Origin of the sequence: Peptacetobacter sp. AB845 (assembly GCF_047528295.1) — a bacterium.
Lineage (GTDB): Bacteria > Bacillota > Clostridia > Peptostreptococcales > Peptostreptococcaceae > Peptacetobacter.
On the sequence record NZ_CP180001.1, the window covers coordinates 1,737,074 to 1,755,261 of the forward strand.

Sequence of the window (18,188 nt, forward strand, 5' to 3'; positions counted from 1 at the left end):
ATTAAGATATCAAATTTTAAGATTTTAACTTATCAATCTCTAATTTTAACTCTTCAATTTCATTTTTCAATGCACTTATCTGATATTCAGATTTTTCAAGCATTATACGCATACTTCTATTTAAAGAGAATATATTGCTCTTTAATAAGTTAATTGCATTTGTGTATTCTGGATAATAATCATTTCCATAATCCGCAATAGGTATTATAAATTTATCTGTTTCATCGATATATTTAACTAGTTTCTCATAAGGGAATGAGTATAATGTCGAGCTATTGTGAAGTCTATCACTCAATTTTATTAAGAGGGCTTTTCCATTGCTTTTGATTCCGTCAAAATATATCTGAAGTTCTTCTTCTGATATTCCAGATTCTTTTGTAAGTATCGTGATTATTTCTAAAACCTCAGGAGATAATCCGTACTCAGTGACAAATTCTTCTCCGTTATCTTTTAGCTTATCCTGACAATCTTCCAAAACATCGTGAAGAAGTGCAGCTGCTAAAATAGTATCATCTTCTATTCCACAGGAAATCAAAGTATTACATACTTTCAATGGATGAGTTATGTATGGATCTCCACCTCGTCTATATTGTCCCTCATGCAATCTTTTTGCTAAAGATAGAGCAATTATAGTCTGTTGAAAATTCTTTGCAACAGCGTATCCTTTTATAAATAAATATGTTTTTATGTATTTGCTTTCTTCATTTATTTCAAAGTCGCTTTTTGTATTTTCGATATTTTTTATTTCTGACATAGTTAACTCCCTTTCCTCAATATAAATACTGGGTTAAAAATAAAAATACCCAAATTGAATAAAATTTAAACATATTTGTAAAATTTATAATTTTAAAGTTTACATAACAATATTATGTTACTTAATTTTAAAGAAATAAAAAAACACCTCGAAAAACGACCTTTTAAAATCGTTTTTAAGGTGTCTATAAAAAACTCATCTTATGTTTGATTGTCAAAAATTAAAAACTTCTTAAAATCTAAAATACGCGCTTATATTAGAAATAAGCTATTTTTAGTTCACAAGATTGATATTTTGCTCGTTTATTCGTTTAATTCTATTACTTAAGCAAGAATTCTCTACTTGCCTTGTCTATTTCTTGCTGACTAACTCTTATGTATTTTTGAGTAGTTGCAATGCTTGTATGATTTAGAAGCTCCTTTATAAGTTCAATATTTCCGTTACTTTTTTCGTATTGAAGTGTAGCGTACAACTTTCTAAAACTGTGCGTACTTATATTTTCTAGTCCAAGATAATTTGTAATAATCTTTAACTGCTGCTGAACATTTCTTATCCCAATATCAAGTAAATTATCATTTAACCTAAGCCCATTTTCTATGGCGTAATCTTTTACAATATCGACAATCTCAGGATTAATCTCTCTATACTGAAGCTTTCCAGTTTTTTTCTCCGTAATCTCAAGCCTACTTCCCTTGAAATTCTTTATCTTTAATCTTTTTATATCGGAAATTCTCAGTCCCAAATTTGTCTCTAAAAAAAGAGCCATCTTCACCTTTGGATTTGGTCTAAAAATTCTCTTCTTATTATCGTGATCCCTATACTGAAAACCACTGTCCAACAAATCCATAATCTGACTATATTCATAAATCTCTAACGGTCTCATCTTATCCTCCTTTTTGGTATAGTTATATAGTAACATAAAATGCGCTTTTTATCAAAATAAACTGCGTGTTATTTTCACTCCTCAAAAACTCTCTTTCTGAAAGCCAGTGTTTCCAATGGTTATAATATAAACTGCGTATTTTATAGATTATACGCAGTTTTTATACTTTCTCAAATTTCGATTTTAAGAAGATAAAAACAATTAAAGGATAGTTTATATTAACACATAAAAATAACCTCTTAGAATCGAATCTAAGAGGTCGAAAAATTTCAGCTAAATTTTGTCTTTTTTAGGGATATTAATTATTAAACTGTGAATTATATAAATTAGCGTAGAATCCATTTTCCTTCATCAGCTCATTATGGTTTCCACATTCTATTATATTTCCGTCTTTTAACACAAGAATTTTATCCGCATTTTTAATTGTAGATAATCTATGTGCAATTATAAAGCTTGTTCTACCTTCCATTAGGTAGTCCATTGCATTTTGTATATTTTTTTCTGTTTTTGTATCGATTGAGCTAGTAGCTTCGTCAAGTATAAGAACTTTAGGATCTTTTAATATTGCTCTAGCTATTGTTAGAAGCTGTTTTTCACCCTGAGATATATTATCAGCTTCTTCATCAATTATTGTATCGTATCCTTCAGGAAGAGTAGAAATAAACTCATCAGCATTTGCATATTTACAAGCTTGTTCTATTTCTTCATCAGTTGCATCAGGTTTTGAGAATCTTATATTTTCTCTTATACTTCCTGTAAATAGCCAAGTGTCCTGAAGAACCATACCGATATTATCTCTAAGTGTAGACCTATTTATATCTTTTGAGTTTGTTCCATCTATTAGGATACTTCCACTATTAGGATCATAGAATCTCATAAGTAAGTTTACTATTGTTGTCTTACCAGAACCTGTAGGTCCAACGATTGCAACAGTTTCACCTTTTTTAGCATCTAAAGATACTCCATGAAGCACTTCTTTTTCACCATATCCAAATCTTATATCTTTGAATTCGACGTTTCCCTCAAATTCCTTTTCTTCTCTTTCAACATCTATTTCTTCTTCATATTCTATAAATTCATGGATTCTGTCCATTGCAGATAGTGCAGACTGAATCTGAGATGATAACTGAGATACCTGTGTTAGCGGTTCATTTACCTGCCAGATAAATCTAACAAATGCCTGAAGCTGACCAACAGTTATCACACCGCCAATTGCGTATATTGTTCCTATTACAGAAACAACACCTATAGAAAGGTAAGTAAGTAAAGATAAAAGAGGTGACATTAAATAAGATAAGAACTGTGCTTTATAAGCAGTTTCTCTTATGTTTTCGTTGATTTTCTCAAATTTCTTTACTGATTCTTCTTGTTTTCCAAAAAGAATTATTTCATTATACCCAGAAAAACTTTCTGTTACATTTGCACTAAGCTCTCCAAGAGCACGCTGATGAATATCGAAACTTTTCTGAGAAATTTTTGCTATCTTTTTAATTATTACATAAGAAATTGGAATTATAACTAATACACATACAGTCATAACTAAGTTTACTCTAAACATCATAAATATAGCAAAACATACCATAAGTACACCACTTATAACGTTCATAAATGTCTGCTGCATTGCATTAGAAATCGCATCTATGTCGTTTGTTATTCTACTCAGTATATCTCCCTTTGGATGAGAGTCAAGAGTTTTAACAGGAAGTGCATTTATTTTTTCTATACATGCATTTCTTAAATCTCTCATTGTATCCTGAATAGAATTTGTTATACAAATCATACTTATCATCTGAGCTGCTGTTTTTACAGCATATATAAATAGAAGTAACATTATAATTTTTACAACATTTTCCATATGGAAACGAGCTCCTGGAACGCCTTTAGCTATATCTGTTACATCTTTTAGTATGCTATTTGTTATCATACCTTCTACATTTGGAGAAGTTACCATTGCAGCACATGTTACAACAAGCATAACGATAGAAATTATAAACCCTCGTCTATAAGGTTTTAAATATTTCATCAAAGTATTTACAGACTCGAATCTTTTAAGCTTCTTCGCCATAATCTATCGCCTCCTCTCCAATCTGTGACTCAGCAATATTTTTATAAAGAGGGCAGTTTTTCATAAGATCCTCGTGAGTCCCTACTGCTTCTAATTTACCATGATTTAAAACTAAAATCTTATCTGCATCCATTATAGTAGAAATTCTCTGAGCTACTATAAACATTATCGAATTCTTAGTAACAGGCTTTAATGCTTTTCTTAAAGCAGCATCTGTTTTGAAATCTAGTGCAGAGAATGCGTCGTCGAAAATGTATATATCTGGTTTTCTTATTACAGATCTTGCAATAGAAAGTCTCTGTTTCTGGCCTCCAGATAAGTTGGCAGCATTTTCTTCTATTATAGAATCAATGCCATCTTCTTTACTAGCTACAAATTCTGTGGCCTGAGCTAACTCAAGTGCCTCCATTATTTCTTCATCTGTAGCATCGGCTTTACCAAAACATACATTACTTCTTATAGTTCCCTTGAATAAGAACGCCTTTTGGGCAACAAATCCTATTTTTTCTCTCCATCTTTCAACATCGAAGTCTTTTATATTCGTGTTGTTGTACATAATTTCTCCACTTGTACAATCAAAAAGACGAGGGATAAGTTTAGAAAGAGTACTCTTACCAGAACCTGTGCTTCCTACAATTGCTATTGTCTGACCTGTTTTTGCTTCAAAAGATATATTGTCCAGTATCTTTTTACCTTCTTTTTCATATCCTATATTATTGAATGAAATAGTATTTGTATCTTTATCAACTATTTCAGTTTTAGAATCATTTACTAAAGAAAGCTCTTTATTAAGAACGGCATTAATTCTCTTTGCACTTACATTTGCTCTTGGATACATCATGAATATTGTACAGAAGAACATCATAGACATCATCGCGTGGAATAGGTAATCTAGGAAAGCAACCATTCTACCAACTTCTAAAGCATTCTGACTTACAAGGTTTGCTCCAAAGTAGAATATCCGGCATACAGCAATATTCATAACTAGGAAGAATATTGGCTGAGTGAGCTGCATTATCATAAATAAGGCTTTAGAGTTTTTAGTGAAGAATTCGTTAGTTTCTAAGAATTTTTCCTGTTCAGTATGCTGTCTGTTAAAAGCTCTGACAACTCTAACACCAGTAAGACTTTCTCTAGATATTCTGTTCATATCGTCAAGTCCTGCCTGTTGTCTTTCAGATATAGGTCCTGTAACCTTTGCAACAAAAATTACCCCAATTATTATTAGAGGTATAGTGGCAAATATTACAGAGAATAGCTGAACACTAGATCTGTAAGTAAGAAAAAGACTCGTAATCAACATAACAGGAGTCATAAGTGCTGTTCTTAAAAGCACATTTACGAATAACTGAATTTGGAATGCATCGTTGTTTACTCTAGTTATAAGGCTTGCTATCTTAAATTTGTTGTATTCTTCATGTGAAAAGTGTTGAATTTTTTCATACATATCCTTTCTAATATCGTGTGTGATACTAGTTGAAATTTTGGAACAACAATAACCTAGAAGGATTGTTCCAGATACTCCAAGTATTGAAATTCCAGCCATCTTTAAACCTTCGCTGTATAAATAAGCTTTGTTTCCTGTAGATACACCAAAGTCTATCATATCAGCTAATATTGTTGGAATTCCAAGCTCTGTAAGGACAAATCCGAATACAGAAATTATATTGATGCAAACTAGAAGTTTGTATTTTTTCATATAATGTAAAATAAGTCTCATAGCATCATTCCTTTCTTAAAATATTAAATTGTCTAACTATTATGTTATAGTATAATGTTACTTTATAGTCAATAGTAAATCATATAAAATTATAATAGATTAAAATAATCTATTATATCATTGAAATTTCAACATTTTAAAAAATATTTTACAAGTTGTTGATTATGTTTAAAATCTATTGTACTATAAAAATAAGCATAAAAAAATAAATTTTTCTGTTGTATTTTAGATAAATTTTAAAAAAATATTTTAAAGTGATTGTACAAATTAAAAGTAATTGTATAAATTATATAAATAGAAGGAGTTGATTTTGTGAGTAAGGAAAAATTTCTAACTACAGGAGAGTTTGCAGCTCTATGTGATGTTCCTAAGCATGTATTATTCTACTATGATGAGATAGATCTTTTTAAACCTGCCTTTTGCGATAAAAAAGGATATAGATATTATTCTTATTTCCAATACGATACATTTATGATGATAAACACACTTAAAACTCTTAAAATGAGTTTAGATGATATAAAGATTTATATGGAAAAGAGAAATCCAGATATTTTTATGGATTTATTGAACGAAAAGGAAAAAGAGATAAACAAAACTATAAAACATTTAAAGAAATTAAAAAAACATATAGAAGTTCAAAAATTTGTAGCAGAAGCCGGAATGGAATATTCTAGGCCAGAATATAAAGAAGGAAATATTTTTATTGAGGAATTAGATGAGGTAAATCTTCTTTTGAGCGGAAATTCAAACGATGCTATTAATACCAGTTTCAGCGAATTTGTTATCGAGTATGCAAAGTTTTTAAAGAGCAATAATTTATCTGCTCACCAAAAAATTGGGACAATGTTTCAGTCTGATTTATTAAAACTAACTGATACAAATACAAATTCAGAATTTACTTATCTATACACATACACAAACAAGAAAAATGGGAAAAATATCTACACTAGAAAAAAAGGAAAATACTTATCAGGAATACATATTGGACCTTACAAAAAATTAGATGAAACATATAAAGCTATTTTGGATTATGTATATGAGAATAATATAAAACTAGGTAAATTTGTATATGAGGAATATCTAATTACAGATTTATCAGTTTCAGACCCAGAGCAATATGTTACTAAAATAATATTTGAAATCAAAGAATAGACTAAAAAAGCTGCTGCAAAATTTGCAACAGCCTTTTTTTCTATTTATTTCCTTTTATAAATACTGGTGACTCTATATCTAATGAATCAAAATCTGCTTCATATACTACTTTATTTTTTTCTATATCAAATATTTTCAATACAGATGTATTCATTCCAGAAATATTTACCTCACTTCCACCTGTAGAATCAGCATTTCTAAGAAGATTAATCTTAACTGCTGAAATATAGTATATCTTACCATTTAAAAGCATCATTCTTGAATCATCAGAAGTACCACCTACAAATCTATTGTTGTATCTTCTTTGAGCTATGATACTATCAATTTCTAAATTAAGCTTTTCTTTCTTTTCTAGCTTTAAAGTTTCTAAATCATAAGTGATTTTATATAGATGCTTATCTTTTGCGTTTCCAGTATATATGATAAACTTATCGTTAGTATTTTCATAAAGGAACATAGTATCTATATCTTCAAAGCCGTCATTAATTTCTATCCCTCTTAATGGAAGAGGTTTTAAGAATTTATTAGATTTAAAATCATATCTAAGTAGATAGTTTGATACTATATCGCCTTCTTGTGCACTTATGTTTCTCATTAATATGTATATATATTTATCGTTTGAATTCCAGCTCTGTGCAAATAAATTTGGAGATAAATCTGTAGTTCCTTTAAATGTATTTAATATTTTGTAACTTTCTTTATCAAAATCAAGAGAAAGTACAGATACAAACTCTTCACTTGATGAAACTAATGCGTAGAATTTACCATCTTTTTCTATAAAATTAGTTAAGTGTGATATAATCTGCGTATCTTTTTCTTTTATAGGAATTTTTTTGTCTACGGTAGATCCAGACTTTTTATCGTATATCTTAGCAACTAGAGAAGATTTTTCATCCTCTATTCTCTGTGATAAGAAGTAGATTTTATCTCCTACTGCTAAATCATATGTATCAAATATATTTTTCTTAGTTAAATCCATATACTCTTTTAGCCCCATATCTGAGCTTAAAAAGTTTCTTGTCAAGAAATGCTTTCCGTATTCTATCTTCTCACCATCTTTGCCAAATATAGCAATTCTTGTTCTTCCTGTTATATTTTTCTGGGATACTAGTGAAATATCTCCCATCTCTTTAATATCCCCTGTCTGAGATATAGGTTCCATAACCTGGCTTGAGCTAATCTCAAAGCCAGCAGTTATTGCAACCATTGCTACGAGAACAGAAGATAGTATCATTTTCCGGCGTTTTGTAATTTTCATCGTTCTGCCCTCCTAAAACTCTAATCTTTGTAGAATATATTTAGATCCAAAATATCCTACTACTATCGAAATAACAGCCATATATATGACTTCTGTTTCATATACTAATATGAAAGACATAAACAGCATAAATACGAATAAACTTATACTTACAACAACAGAGATAAATTTTGCAAATCCGCTTTTGTATATACAAAATCTATTTATTAAAAATGCAAGTGCTATTAAAGATGTATTTGCTGCAACAATTAGCACATCTGTAACTAAAAGATTTCTAAATGTCATAGGCATATATATTGCTGTTGCTAGACTCGAGTGCATCATAGCAGTAAATGGATTCATAAATACTCCACCCTTCATAACAAATGGAGCTACTAGACAAACTAGTATTGTAATTGCTATGAATAGGATTAAGTTCATATAGAACATAGTAACTGCATTTAAGAATTTTACTATAAATATATGATGTCTTTCCTGAGGAAGCATCATTATTGTGTATATGCTCTTATGTCCTGATGTATACTCTCTCATCCATATAAAAGCTGCATAAATAACACTTACAGCAAGTATTGTAATTCCAAATCTTTGCATATCTAGTATTGTAACCACTGTTGTCCCAGTTCCTAAATCTAATCCAGCTGATGATACATCAACATATAATTTATTATATTTTACAATTGATACTATATATGATGCTATCCAGATCAAACTCTGTACAACAGCTACAATCATATAATCATGCTTACTTTTTCTAAGCTCATTACCGAAAAGATACAGTATATTATTCTTCATTATATCCATCTCCTTTCAGCTCAATGTCTAAATTATTAGTATAACTTGTTCCTGTATTAGTTAATTTACCTTCAAATTTCATTTTTCCAGAATTTCTATCTAATATTCTGAAAAGTGCTGGAGATGATACCCCAGAAATACTAGGTTCATTAGGATTTGTTACATATGTTTCTGAAATAATATAAACTAAATTTTTCCCATCTATATATATACTTTTGATTGGAAAATCGTAATCAGTTGTTCTATTATTTGTTTTATGTTCACTGTAGTTTTTTACAGACATAGTTTCTAAGTCTACATCAAAGGAATTTATTAAGTATTCATCTAACTTTTTTCCGTCCTTATATGATAAAACATTCCGCAGACTAAGTATTCCATTATTTATTGAATAACCAAAACTATCTCCTATTTTAAAATCAGTTCTTTTAACTGATGAATAGTTTTTCTTATCTATATCGTATTTTAAAAATACTATTTTTTCTTCTTTTTCATTTACAGGATTGTGCTCCTCTGCAAAATATACTATCTTTCCATTATCCATAAATGTATCGTATATTGATATTCCGTCTGAGCCAACGCCTTTATAATTAAACTTGTTTTCAGTAGTTACATCTAAAGTTTCTGGATTTATTTTTAGTACTTCAAACTGTGTACTTGAATCATCCATTACATAACTTATAAAGGCAAATATATTTCCATCTTTTCTAAATGCGTAGTTTAAAGTAGGATTGAATTCAGCTCCTATTTCTTCTGCAACAGAATCTTTTACTTTGCCAGACTTGATACTTCTGTTTAAGTTAATCATAGTCTTTTCGTATTTTGTAGAATCTATTTCTGCAATAGATGTCTGATTTTCACTTTCTGCAACATTCATATTCTTTTCAGGTATATATTTTTCATTCTTAGCTTTTAATATAACTAGTTTATTTGCAAAGTTGTCTGGTGTACTAGAAACTTCAGCAAACTCTTGATAAAGTCCTACATAAGCTATCATGTCATGAGGATCTTTCCCAATTTTTGTTATTACTGCATCCTGAGTATCAGAAGACTGTTTTAATAGCTTAACTTTTGATACAACTCCATTTTTACCAATAGTGTATTTTACCTTTGAATATTTTCCATTTGCTCCCTCTAACTCAGCATATATTCCATTCATATCTTTTAAATTACCCTTGATTGCCGAAATATTTAAAGTATTGTGTCCTTCTTTTGCAAACATAATCATAAAAGCTGCGATAGATGCAATTATTCCGACGGGTATTATTTTTGATTTTAATTTTAATTTCATAATATCCCTCCTTTACACACTCATTTTTCTATTAGAAAGAAAATATGAAATTGATGTGCATATTATCAAGACAATAACAGCTATTATTATATTTGCAACAATTATGTTATCAGTTATTCCCATATTTAATAGTGCCTGATAAACTTTAGAACTTGCATTCCCTGTATTTATTCCTAAAATAGCTGCAACAAATACAAATATTCCTAAAGCAGCAAATCCTGCAGTTTTGTTTTTCATGCTCATAATTATTATCATAAGTGTAGAGATTATAGTTATTCCTACAAATACATAAAGTATATTTTCTATTAGGAAGTCTACTGAGTTTGAGCATACAAACAATGTATCAGATGCAAATGAAAGATCTGAGTTAAATGATGAATCTATTATATTGCATTTTGATGAGAAAACCATATTAAACATTAGCTTAGATATAAATAACGCTATTGTTTCACAAACCATAACCATATATACGAAAAATAATGAATTCATTATTTTTGCTGCATATATTTTCATCTTGTTTCCAGGAATCATCATATAAGTGTATATATTTTTATGGCTCCCATTCCAATCTTTTAGCCATATTGCAGCTGTGTATAAGATAGCCCCCATTACGCCTAAAGATAGTAAAAGGTGTATAACCATGTTTCCTTCAAGAATCATAGCCCCATAAAATACTCCGCCAATTTGATTTCTATACATTTCTGTTAAATTGTATGTAGTAGCTGACATATAAATGTAGTATCCGTTAACAGCCATGATAGATACCAATACTGTGGCACAGTATATATAATAGAACTTTAAATTCTTTCTTAGCTCTATATTTGAAAGTGCCAGTATTTTACTCATTTTTGTATACCTCCCTCATCTTTTCAAGAATTGATAGATTTTCGCTTTCTCTAAGCTCTTCTGCATTTATGTTCATTACTAATTTTCCTTCATCTATGAAGATTACATCATCTACTATATTTTCTATATCTGATATTTCGTGAGTTGTTATCACAATAGCCTGATCTTCATTCATGTATTCAGGTATTAAGCTTATGAATTCTTCTCTTTTGAAGAAGTCTATTCCTGAGAATGGTTCATCTAGCAATAGGTACTCTGGCTTCTGAGCAAATCCTATTATTAGTTTTACTCTAGCTATGTTCCCTTTTGATAGGTTGTCTATTATATCTTCTTCATTTAATCCAAATATTTTTAGCATTTCTTCTGCCATTTCAGAGTCCCAGTTTTTGTAGAATACTTCCATAAACTCGAACATTTCTGATATTTTTGTGTTTGCAAAGTGTATATTTATATCAGGAACAAACGCAACCTTATTGTAGCTATTCTGGTTGAATTTTTCTCCGTCGACAAGCACTTCTCCTGAGTCTGGTTTGATAAGTCCAGCCATTATTTTCATAACTGTTGTTTTACCAACACCATTTATCCCAAGTAAAGCTGTAACTTTTCCTTTTTCTATATTAAAACTTACATCATCTAGAGCTTTGAATTTTTTATATTTTATTCCGCTTAGTTTTCTAAATGATCTGCTGACATTTTTTACTTCTAACATTTTGTCCTCCTCTTCTGCCATAATCAATAGCCTTTAAAAATAGATTGGCAAAATTTTTATACGAATTTTAGTTGTTTTTAGTCGTAAAATCTTTCTATTAATTTTATTATTTCTTCTTTTTCAACGTTTATTGATTTCATATCTTTGATAAATTTTTCAAGAGATTCGTTAACCATCTCAGCCTTTAGAGATGCTATTATCTCTGGGTTTGATGTTATTCTGCTCTGATGGTTTCCAAAAGTTGTTATTAATTCCATATCGCCCATCTCCTTATATGCTTTTTGTACAGTGTTAAGATTTACTTTTAAACTTGATGCCATTTCTCTTCTTGATGGAATTTCGTCTCCTGGCATTAATTCCCCTACAATTATTCTTCTTTTGATATTCTTTATTATCTGTAAATATATAGGAGAGCTTGAGTCTATTTCGAAATACATAAATTCTCCTTTCTGAAGTGTACTACTTTGATGGTACACTTCTTATAAAAAATTTTTTTCCTCATTTGGCTAGCGTATTATCTGTGTAGTACACACTAGGTAAAAATAATTGATAGAAGTACGGCAGCTCCTATCGCGATTGTGTGGTGAGATTTTCTTTACCTCGATGTACTACACAGATAGTACACTTTTTTGAAAATACTTTTGCTATTAACTGTATTATAATGGTAGTACACCTAATCTGTAAAGAAACAAAATTGTAACCTTTTTATAAGATAGGACAATAGTATAACTGCTCCTTGCTCCAGGCTTCAGTGCCACGCACATATTTGTAATACATTTCAATGATGCGTGGCACTTGCAGAATTGTCGCTTTAGAGCAGTTATAACTCTTGTCCTCAGTTTATAAAAAGGTTCACATAAAAAATATTAAATTTATTAAAGAATATTTAACTTTTTTAGAATAAGCTAAATTATTATAAAAAGAGGAATAAAAATATATGATTTGTAAAGATACACAAAAAAATGAAACCTGTTGTTCATAAAAAAGAGCACCTGAATAAAATCAGATGCTCAGTTGGTAAATCTAAAAGCAAAACTCTCTACCATTTAGTTTTTGCCAGAAAAATCCAGCCATCGCCGTACAATTTCGTTGTTTACAATGATTGATTTACTGTTTTTTTAATTATTCGTAATTCGTAATATGTAAATTAATGAGAATTGTAAAATCGAAATTCGTTTTTTCTTTATAATAAGCTTTTTCGTCTTTGTACAGCTACTAACATTCCTAAAAATTATATACTTACAACAAATTTACAAACTTCTCCCAACTCCTCACTATAAACAAGTGCATAAGCTAGTGGAAAGAGTTATAGCTACTCTATCAGCGACAATTCTGCAAGCGCCCCACATCCTCTAAATGTGTTACTCTAACATAGCGGGGCGCTGAAGCCTGGAGCAGATGAGTAGTTATACTCTTTCCCTTATGCATTTTCTAGATCTACTTCTATTTCCACTTCTGTATTTAATTTTTCTATAAGTTGAGATAGTTCATTTAATTTATTTTCTAAATCTAATGATTCAATCTCTTCAGCAAACATATCTATATTTGGATTTCCGTATTCTATAACACCTAGATTTGGCTCAAGGCTAATTCTTGAATCGTGAATCATTACTTCTAATAGACTTAGGTACTGTCTACCTGTTTTTGCCTCGATTAATAAATCATTTAATGTTTTTCCTTCATAAACAACCTTATTGTTACCAACATGTATAGCTTTTTTAAGATTTACAATATCTTTTAATAATATTTTATATTCCTTAAATCTTTCTATATTTTTATCTACCAGTTCCTGACTTACAACAGATTCTCCATCTTTCTTTAGAGGAATATCTCTACAAGAACCATAAAACTGCTGTTTTAACTTACTTTCTTTTTTCTGTAAATTTGATAGCATAAATATAGCCTGTTGCATAGTTAGTTTCTTTATCATATACAACACCTCCATTTGAAGGAAATTATATCATAACAGAAAATCTTTTACAATAAATCCTTTATAATACATATTTTTAAAATGCTAAAAATCTATTAAGATAATAAAAAATCATATTAAAGCAATAAAAAACTCCTATACTTTTAGGAGATGGCATACGATTATAGTACAGGAGTTTTAGGTTAAGGTTTATGTTTAGAATTTTGATTATTAGCTTTTTAAAATTTTAAAAAATTATTTTTTTGTTCTTGTTGTATTTATACTGTCTATTTTTAAATCGTCGTTGTACCCTTTATTTACTAAAATATTTTTGACAGCTGAGTACAATTCATAACAATTTATTCTTACAACTTCTCCATTTTGAAGAGTTACGCTACAGTCCCCACATTCTACTTTATCATCATCAGTATTAACAAACGTAAATTTTTCATTTTCGTCTATTATCCCTGCTTCTTGGAGAATTTTAATAAATCTATAAACAGTCGCTAAACCTATAGATCTGTCCTTTTTTCTTACATTATAATATACCTCTTTTATCATAAGAGTTTCATTGCTTAAAATAGTATCCAGAATTAACCTTCTTTGAAAAGTTATTCTATGTCCCTTAGACTTTAGCTCCTCCACGATTTGATTTTTAACCTCGGTTTTGTTATTAAAATCTATTTTTACATTACTTTTAAGCAATTTTTTCACTCCCTTTTATCAGTATTTATGTTATTGAAATTCAAAATTAAATATAATGATATTCGTTATCATATATAAATTATAATCACTTTTATCAATTTAGTCAATAGAAGTGTCAAAATATTTTGTTTAACTAAAAAAATATCTGCTTAAAATAGATTTTATGTATAATTTAATACTATATTCTTAAAATAAAAAAGGAGATGAATTAAATATAAGCATCTCCTAAAATAAATTTATTAATTTTTTATTTTAAATTCTATTGTAGTTGGATTGTGGTCAGAGTATTTAAATTGTAAGTCGCTACCCTTTTTAGCAACTACATCTATATTATCAGACACAATAAAACCATCTATAATTGCTGTGAAGTTCACATCTTTATCATAAGGAATTCCAGCTGTTCTATTAGTAGCAATATTTTCATCAACTTCAAATCTATATCCTTTTGGACTAAAGTTTTCTGGAATATAATCGTACCAATTTGGTCTTTCCTCAGTTTTTGCAAATTTATTTATATCTGTAGTTGGAATTACATGATTCCAATCTCCACCAGCTATTACATAATTTCCTTTTTTGTATTCATCCTGTAAAACTTCCTCTAGCATATTTAGCTGCTTCTGTCTAAATTCTCCGCCTTTATCATATGCTGACATGTGAAGGTTTATTAAAACAAGCTCTTTATTATTTGATGTTTTTACTCTATTAACTATCATACATCTATCTAGACCAAATAATCTAGCAAGCCAACTCTGATCTGTTGGAAGAGATATTCTCTCAGCCGTTTCAAACTTATATTTGCTATATGTACCCTGTCCTGCAGACACTTTACCATGCATATCATTAAATGGATAAATTATATATGGTACCTTATAGTTAAAAGCAAAGCAGTTTGTGTACTCATCATCTAGTCCATGTGCAACAAGTACTCTTTGATCTGTTTTTCTACTTCTCGAGCTATCTATATCTATTTCCTGAACAAATGCAAAATCAGGATCTATTTTATTCAATTCATTTACTGAACCTTTTATATTTTTTAGTACGGTTTCTTTATCCTTTGCTTTAGATTCTGTTCCACCGTCCATGAAAAAATCAAAATCTTGGCTATATGCTCCAAAGCCAATATTATACGTTGTAATAGAATATTCCTTACCAGGGGCAACCTTTTCCTCATCTCCATCATGTGCTATTACAAGATTTTCCTTATATAGTGGCTGATAATCTGATACTGTAAGCCAAATTAAATAAGCACATAAAAGCAGAGCCACTGTAGTAAATACAGCAGCCATTACCTTAGTTATTTTTTTAAGAACCTTTTTCAAGTTTTAACCCTTATCCTATTCGTTTATCAAATCCATAGCAAAATTAAGTGTAGCGTGCCCATCGCAAGCACCAAATTTTACCATATCTAACATTTCTACTTTTGTTTCGCCTGGAGCAAAGGCCTTTATACGTTCAAATTCTCCTCTAAGCTGTGGACTTAAAAGAAGTAAATCTATATCATTATTTGAAAGAACTTCCTCTATTTTATTTCTGTGAATTGCCTGTATATCACAAGCTATACTTCTACTCTCTGCCTCTTTTTTCATTCTGTCTACTAATATATCCGTAGACATTCCACCAGTACATGCAACTACTATTTTCATAAGTTTATTAATATCCTTCCACTTTATTTTAATTTATAAAAGTTTAAATTTTATAATTTTAATAATAGCTCTGTTTTATGTAAATATCTCTATTTTCATAAATACACGAACTATTTTTAAATCTGATTGTCTTATAATATATATTATAAACCCAATAAACAATCTGTCAATATTATAATAGTTCGTGTATTTGTAATTTGTTATCTTTATTTATTATAGATTTTTCTTAATCTATAACATTTTTAAATTCATGTACTTCATTGTTAATTATATCCACACCTATACTTCCAACTCGTATCTCTTCTTCCTTATCTTTTAGAAACATTTCTACTAAAATATTCGGATTTTCTATTATTTTTAATTTCTTAGCCCTAGTTAATTTTTTTATATAACACTCCAGCTTCATAGCTGTTTTTCTGCTACTACTTTCAAAATAAACCTCTAATCTGCTAAATCCATAATTTTTAGTATACTTACAGTTTTTACCTTCTGTGTGTTCTATCATTCGTCTTTTTATGTCGGTTGTATAGCCCGTGTATAAGGTATTATTTTTGCATCTTATTATATATGTGTAAAAAATCTTCAATACATTCTATCCAATCTATTCTTCTTTTATTCTATACTAATTATTAATTTTCATTATCTTTACCGACAGATATAAATATCTGTAATGCTAAGAATGCTTTTACATCCATATTTGCTTTACTTTTTAATATTTCAACAGCCTGCTGTCTGTCTATTAGTAAAGTCTGGATTTCTTCTGTTGGCTCAAGATATTCATTAGATGGTTCACCCTTGCAAGTACAATAAAGTAGTGAAAATGACTCATCTGTCATACCTGGAGATGGATATAAACCAAAACCACTATCCATTTTATTTATTTCAACAAGGTCTAATCCAGTTTCTTCTTTTAATTCTCTTCTTGCACAAACTTCTATATCTTCACCTGGATCTATAAGTCCTGCTGGAAGTGAGTAAACATAGTCATCTAAAGGCACACGATATTCTCTTATTATTACAAGTTTATCCTCTTCTATATGATAAGGAACCATTACAACTGCATCATCCCTGTCATTTCCATTTCCAAAATACATCTCATTAAGCTCTTCTTCTGATTTTCTTGTAGCTAACATCCAAGTTTTTTCAGATTTATCCTTAGATTCGTATTTCATTTCATACATACTTAAATATTTAGACTTCCGTATAGGAGTTAGTTTTTTTATTTTTTTCTGTCTCATTTTTAATCCCCTTCTCATTTGTAAATTTTATTTGAAAAGATAATTATTTTATATTAATTATATAATTCGATTATATCAATATTTTAAAGTTGTTGACAAGGTTTAATAACATTTATCGCTTTTCACTTCAAATATTTATACATATGGTGCACTGAGGACTGGAGAGCAAATAATTGTGATTATATATCAAAAAAGGCCATTGCAAAACTGCAACAGCCTTAATAATTTATCTTCTTCCAAATCCTATAACAGCAGCACCTAATGCACCTATTATCTGAGTGTCTTCAGCTAAGAATATTTCTTTTCCTATTATTTCAGAAATCATTCTAACAAGTTCACTACTTTTTGCAAGTCCTCCAGTGAATGCAACTTTTTCTACTATTTCTCCTCTTGATAACATAGATGTAGATTTATTAGCTATTGATTTTAATATACCTGCAGCAACTTCTCCAGTTGGAACGTTCTGAGCTAATAAACTTACTATTTCTGATTCAGCAAAAACAGTACACATACTAGATATATTTACTGGATGATTTCCTTTTGCTAATTCATCTATTTTTGTTATATCACTTCCTAATATATTAGAAGTAACTTCTAAGAATCTTCCTGTACCTGCAGCACATTTATCATTCATTAAAAAGTTTACTACATTTCCGTCTTCATCAAGATTTATAACTTTACTATCCTGTCCACCTATATCAAGTATAGTTCTTACATCATTATTTATAAAATGTATTCCTTTACTATGGCAAGTTATCTCAGTAACTTTTTTATCCGCAAAATCCATTACTCCTCTACCATATCCAGTTCCTACAACTTTTTTTATTTCATCATCTGCTATTCCTTCTTTTAATTTTTCATAAACTTCATTAGCAGTTGTCATTGGACTCCATCCTGTTGGAACGATTATTTTTTTTACTATTTTTTCTCCGTCAAATAGAACCCCTTTTGTTGCAACTGATCCTGAATCTACTCCTATACTGTACATTATTTTAAATTCCTCCCACTTTTTATAAATATATATGATATTTTTATTAATTATTTTTATTTATAGCTTACCTCTATATTCTATCATAGTTTTATATGATATTGTAATAGACAATATCTATGATAACATATAGTGAAACAATAGTAAATTATCTTATATTTAGCTTATTTTGATACATTCTATCATAATTTTCAAACGAAATTGTCATACAAAAAAATTATAGATTTCTATTAATTTA

Annotated in this window: 18 protein-coding genes; 1 reads left to right on the forward strand and 17 read right to left on the reverse strand. The window is 29.3% G+C overall.

Annotation, left to right across the window (positions count from 1 at the left end):
- Positions 1–16: 16 nt before the first annotated feature.
- The 4 genes from ACK2WO_RS08085 to ACK2WO_RS08100 form a co-directional block, all read right to left on the reverse strand.
- Entirely contained in the window at positions 17–754 is a 738-nt protein-coding gene (locus tag ACK2WO_RS08085; RefSeq protein WP_414697382.1) for an HD domain-containing protein, read from the reverse strand.
- A 319-nt stretch (positions 755–1,073) separates the two neighbouring features.
- On the reverse strand, positions 1,074–1,637 hold the full coding sequence (locus ACK2WO_RS08090) for a tyrosine-type recombinase/integrase (RefSeq protein WP_414697383.1): 564 nt from the start codon (positions 1,635–1,637) through the stop codon (positions 1,074–1,076).
- A gap of 298 nt (positions 1,638–1,935) precedes the next feature.
- A complete protein-coding gene (locus ACK2WO_RS08095; RefSeq protein ID WP_414697384.1) occupies positions 1,936–3,702 on the reverse strand; it encodes an ABC transporter ATP-binding protein in 1,767 nt (588 codons plus the stop codon).
- Positions 3,686–5,422, reverse strand: coding sequence for an ABC transporter ATP-binding protein (locus tag ACK2WO_RS08100; RefSeq protein ID WP_414697385.1), 1,737 nt, complete (start codon positions 5,420–5,422; stop codon positions 3,686–3,688). Before ACK2WO_RS08100 ends, ACK2WO_RS08095 begins: the two co-directional genes overlap by 17 nt.
- A 312-nt stretch (positions 5,423–5,734) precedes the next feature.
- Between ACK2WO_RS08100 and ACK2WO_RS08105 the strand changes: the two genes are divergently transcribed.
- Positions 5,735–6,574: a MerR family transcriptional regulator gene (locus ACK2WO_RS08105; protein ID WP_414697386.1), complete on the forward strand. Its 840-nt coding sequence runs from the start codon at positions 5,735–5,737 to the stop codon at positions 6,572–6,574.
- 40 nt (positions 6,575–6,614) lie between these two features.
- On the opposite strand, the gene ACK2WO_RS08110 is transcribed toward ACK2WO_RS08105, so the two are convergent.
- The 13 genes from ACK2WO_RS08110 to ACK2WO_RS08170 all read right to left on the reverse strand — a co-directional run bounded on the left by ACK2WO_RS08110 (position 6,615) and on the right by ACK2WO_RS08170 (position 17,950).
- A complete protein-coding gene (locus ACK2WO_RS08110; RefSeq protein ID WP_414697387.1) occupies positions 6,615–7,832 on the reverse strand; it encodes a hypothetical protein in 1,218 nt (405 codons plus the stop codon).
- Between the two features lie 12 nt (positions 7,833–7,844).
- Positions 7,845–8,624, reverse strand: coding sequence for a hypothetical protein (locus ACK2WO_RS08115; protein WP_414697388.1), 780 nt, complete (start codon positions 8,622–8,624; stop codon positions 7,845–7,847).
- Complete coding sequence (locus ACK2WO_RS08120) at positions 8,614–9,912, reverse strand: hypothetical protein (RefSeq protein WP_414697389.1); 1,299 nt, start codon at positions 9,910–9,912, stop codon at positions 8,614–8,616. The genes ACK2WO_RS08115 and ACK2WO_RS08120 overlap by 11 nt, the downstream gene beginning before the upstream one ends.
- 12 nt (positions 9,913–9,924) lie before the next feature.
- Positions 9,925–10,758, reverse strand: coding sequence for a hypothetical protein (locus ACK2WO_RS08125; RefSeq protein ID WP_414697390.1), 834 nt, complete (start codon positions 10,756–10,758; stop codon positions 9,925–9,927).
- On the reverse strand, positions 10,751–11,467 hold the full coding sequence (locus ACK2WO_RS08130; RefSeq protein ID WP_414697391.1) for an ABC transporter ATP-binding protein: 717 nt from the start codon (positions 11,465–11,467) through the stop codon (positions 10,751–10,753). The genes ACK2WO_RS08125 and ACK2WO_RS08130 overlap by 8 nt, the downstream gene beginning before the upstream one ends.
- Positions 11,468–11,544: 77 nt before the next feature.
- Entirely contained in the window at positions 11,545–11,904 is a 360-nt protein-coding gene (locus tag ACK2WO_RS08135; RefSeq protein ID WP_414697392.1) for a GntR family transcriptional regulator, read from the reverse strand.
- 983 nt (positions 11,905–12,887) lie between these two features.
- The gene (locus ACK2WO_RS08140; protein ID WP_414697393.1) at positions 12,888–13,397 is read right to left on the reverse strand and encodes a hypothetical protein; all 510 of its coding nucleotides are present in this window, start codon (positions 13,395–13,397) and stop codon (positions 12,888–12,890) included.
- Positions 13,398–13,631: 234 nt separating this feature from the next.
- On the reverse strand, positions 13,632–14,081 hold the full coding sequence (locus ACK2WO_RS08145) for a Fur family transcriptional regulator (RefSeq protein WP_414697394.1): 450 nt from the start codon (positions 14,079–14,081) through the stop codon (positions 13,632–13,634).
- A 239-nt stretch (positions 14,082–14,320) separates the two neighbouring features.
- A complete protein-coding gene (locus tag ACK2WO_RS08150) occupies positions 14,321–15,400 on the reverse strand; it encodes an endonuclease/exonuclease/phosphatase family protein (protein WP_414697395.1) in 1,080 nt (359 codons plus the stop codon).
- 15 nt (positions 15,401–15,415) lie between these two features.
- Complete coding sequence (locus ACK2WO_RS08155) at positions 15,416–15,724, reverse strand: PTS sugar transporter subunit IIB (protein ID WP_178411833.1); 309 nt, start codon at positions 15,722–15,724, stop codon at positions 15,416–15,418.
- Positions 15,725–15,950: 226 nt separating this feature from the next.
- Entirely contained in the window at positions 15,951–16,310 is a 360-nt protein-coding gene (locus ACK2WO_RS08160) for a GIY-YIG nuclease family protein (protein WP_414697396.1), read from the reverse strand.
- A gap of 43 nt (positions 16,311–16,353) precedes the next feature.
- Positions 16,354–16,962, reverse strand: a complete 609-nt coding sequence (locus tag ACK2WO_RS08165; protein WP_414697397.1) for an NUDIX hydrolase — start codon at positions 16,960–16,962, stop codon at positions 16,354–16,356.
- Between the two features lie 226 nt (positions 16,963–17,188).
- On the reverse strand, positions 17,189–17,950 hold the full coding sequence (locus tag ACK2WO_RS08170) for an acyl-CoA dehydratase activase (protein WP_414697398.1): 762 nt from the start codon (positions 17,948–17,950) through the stop codon (positions 17,189–17,191).
- Between the last annotated feature and the right edge of the window lie 238 nt (positions 17,951–18,188).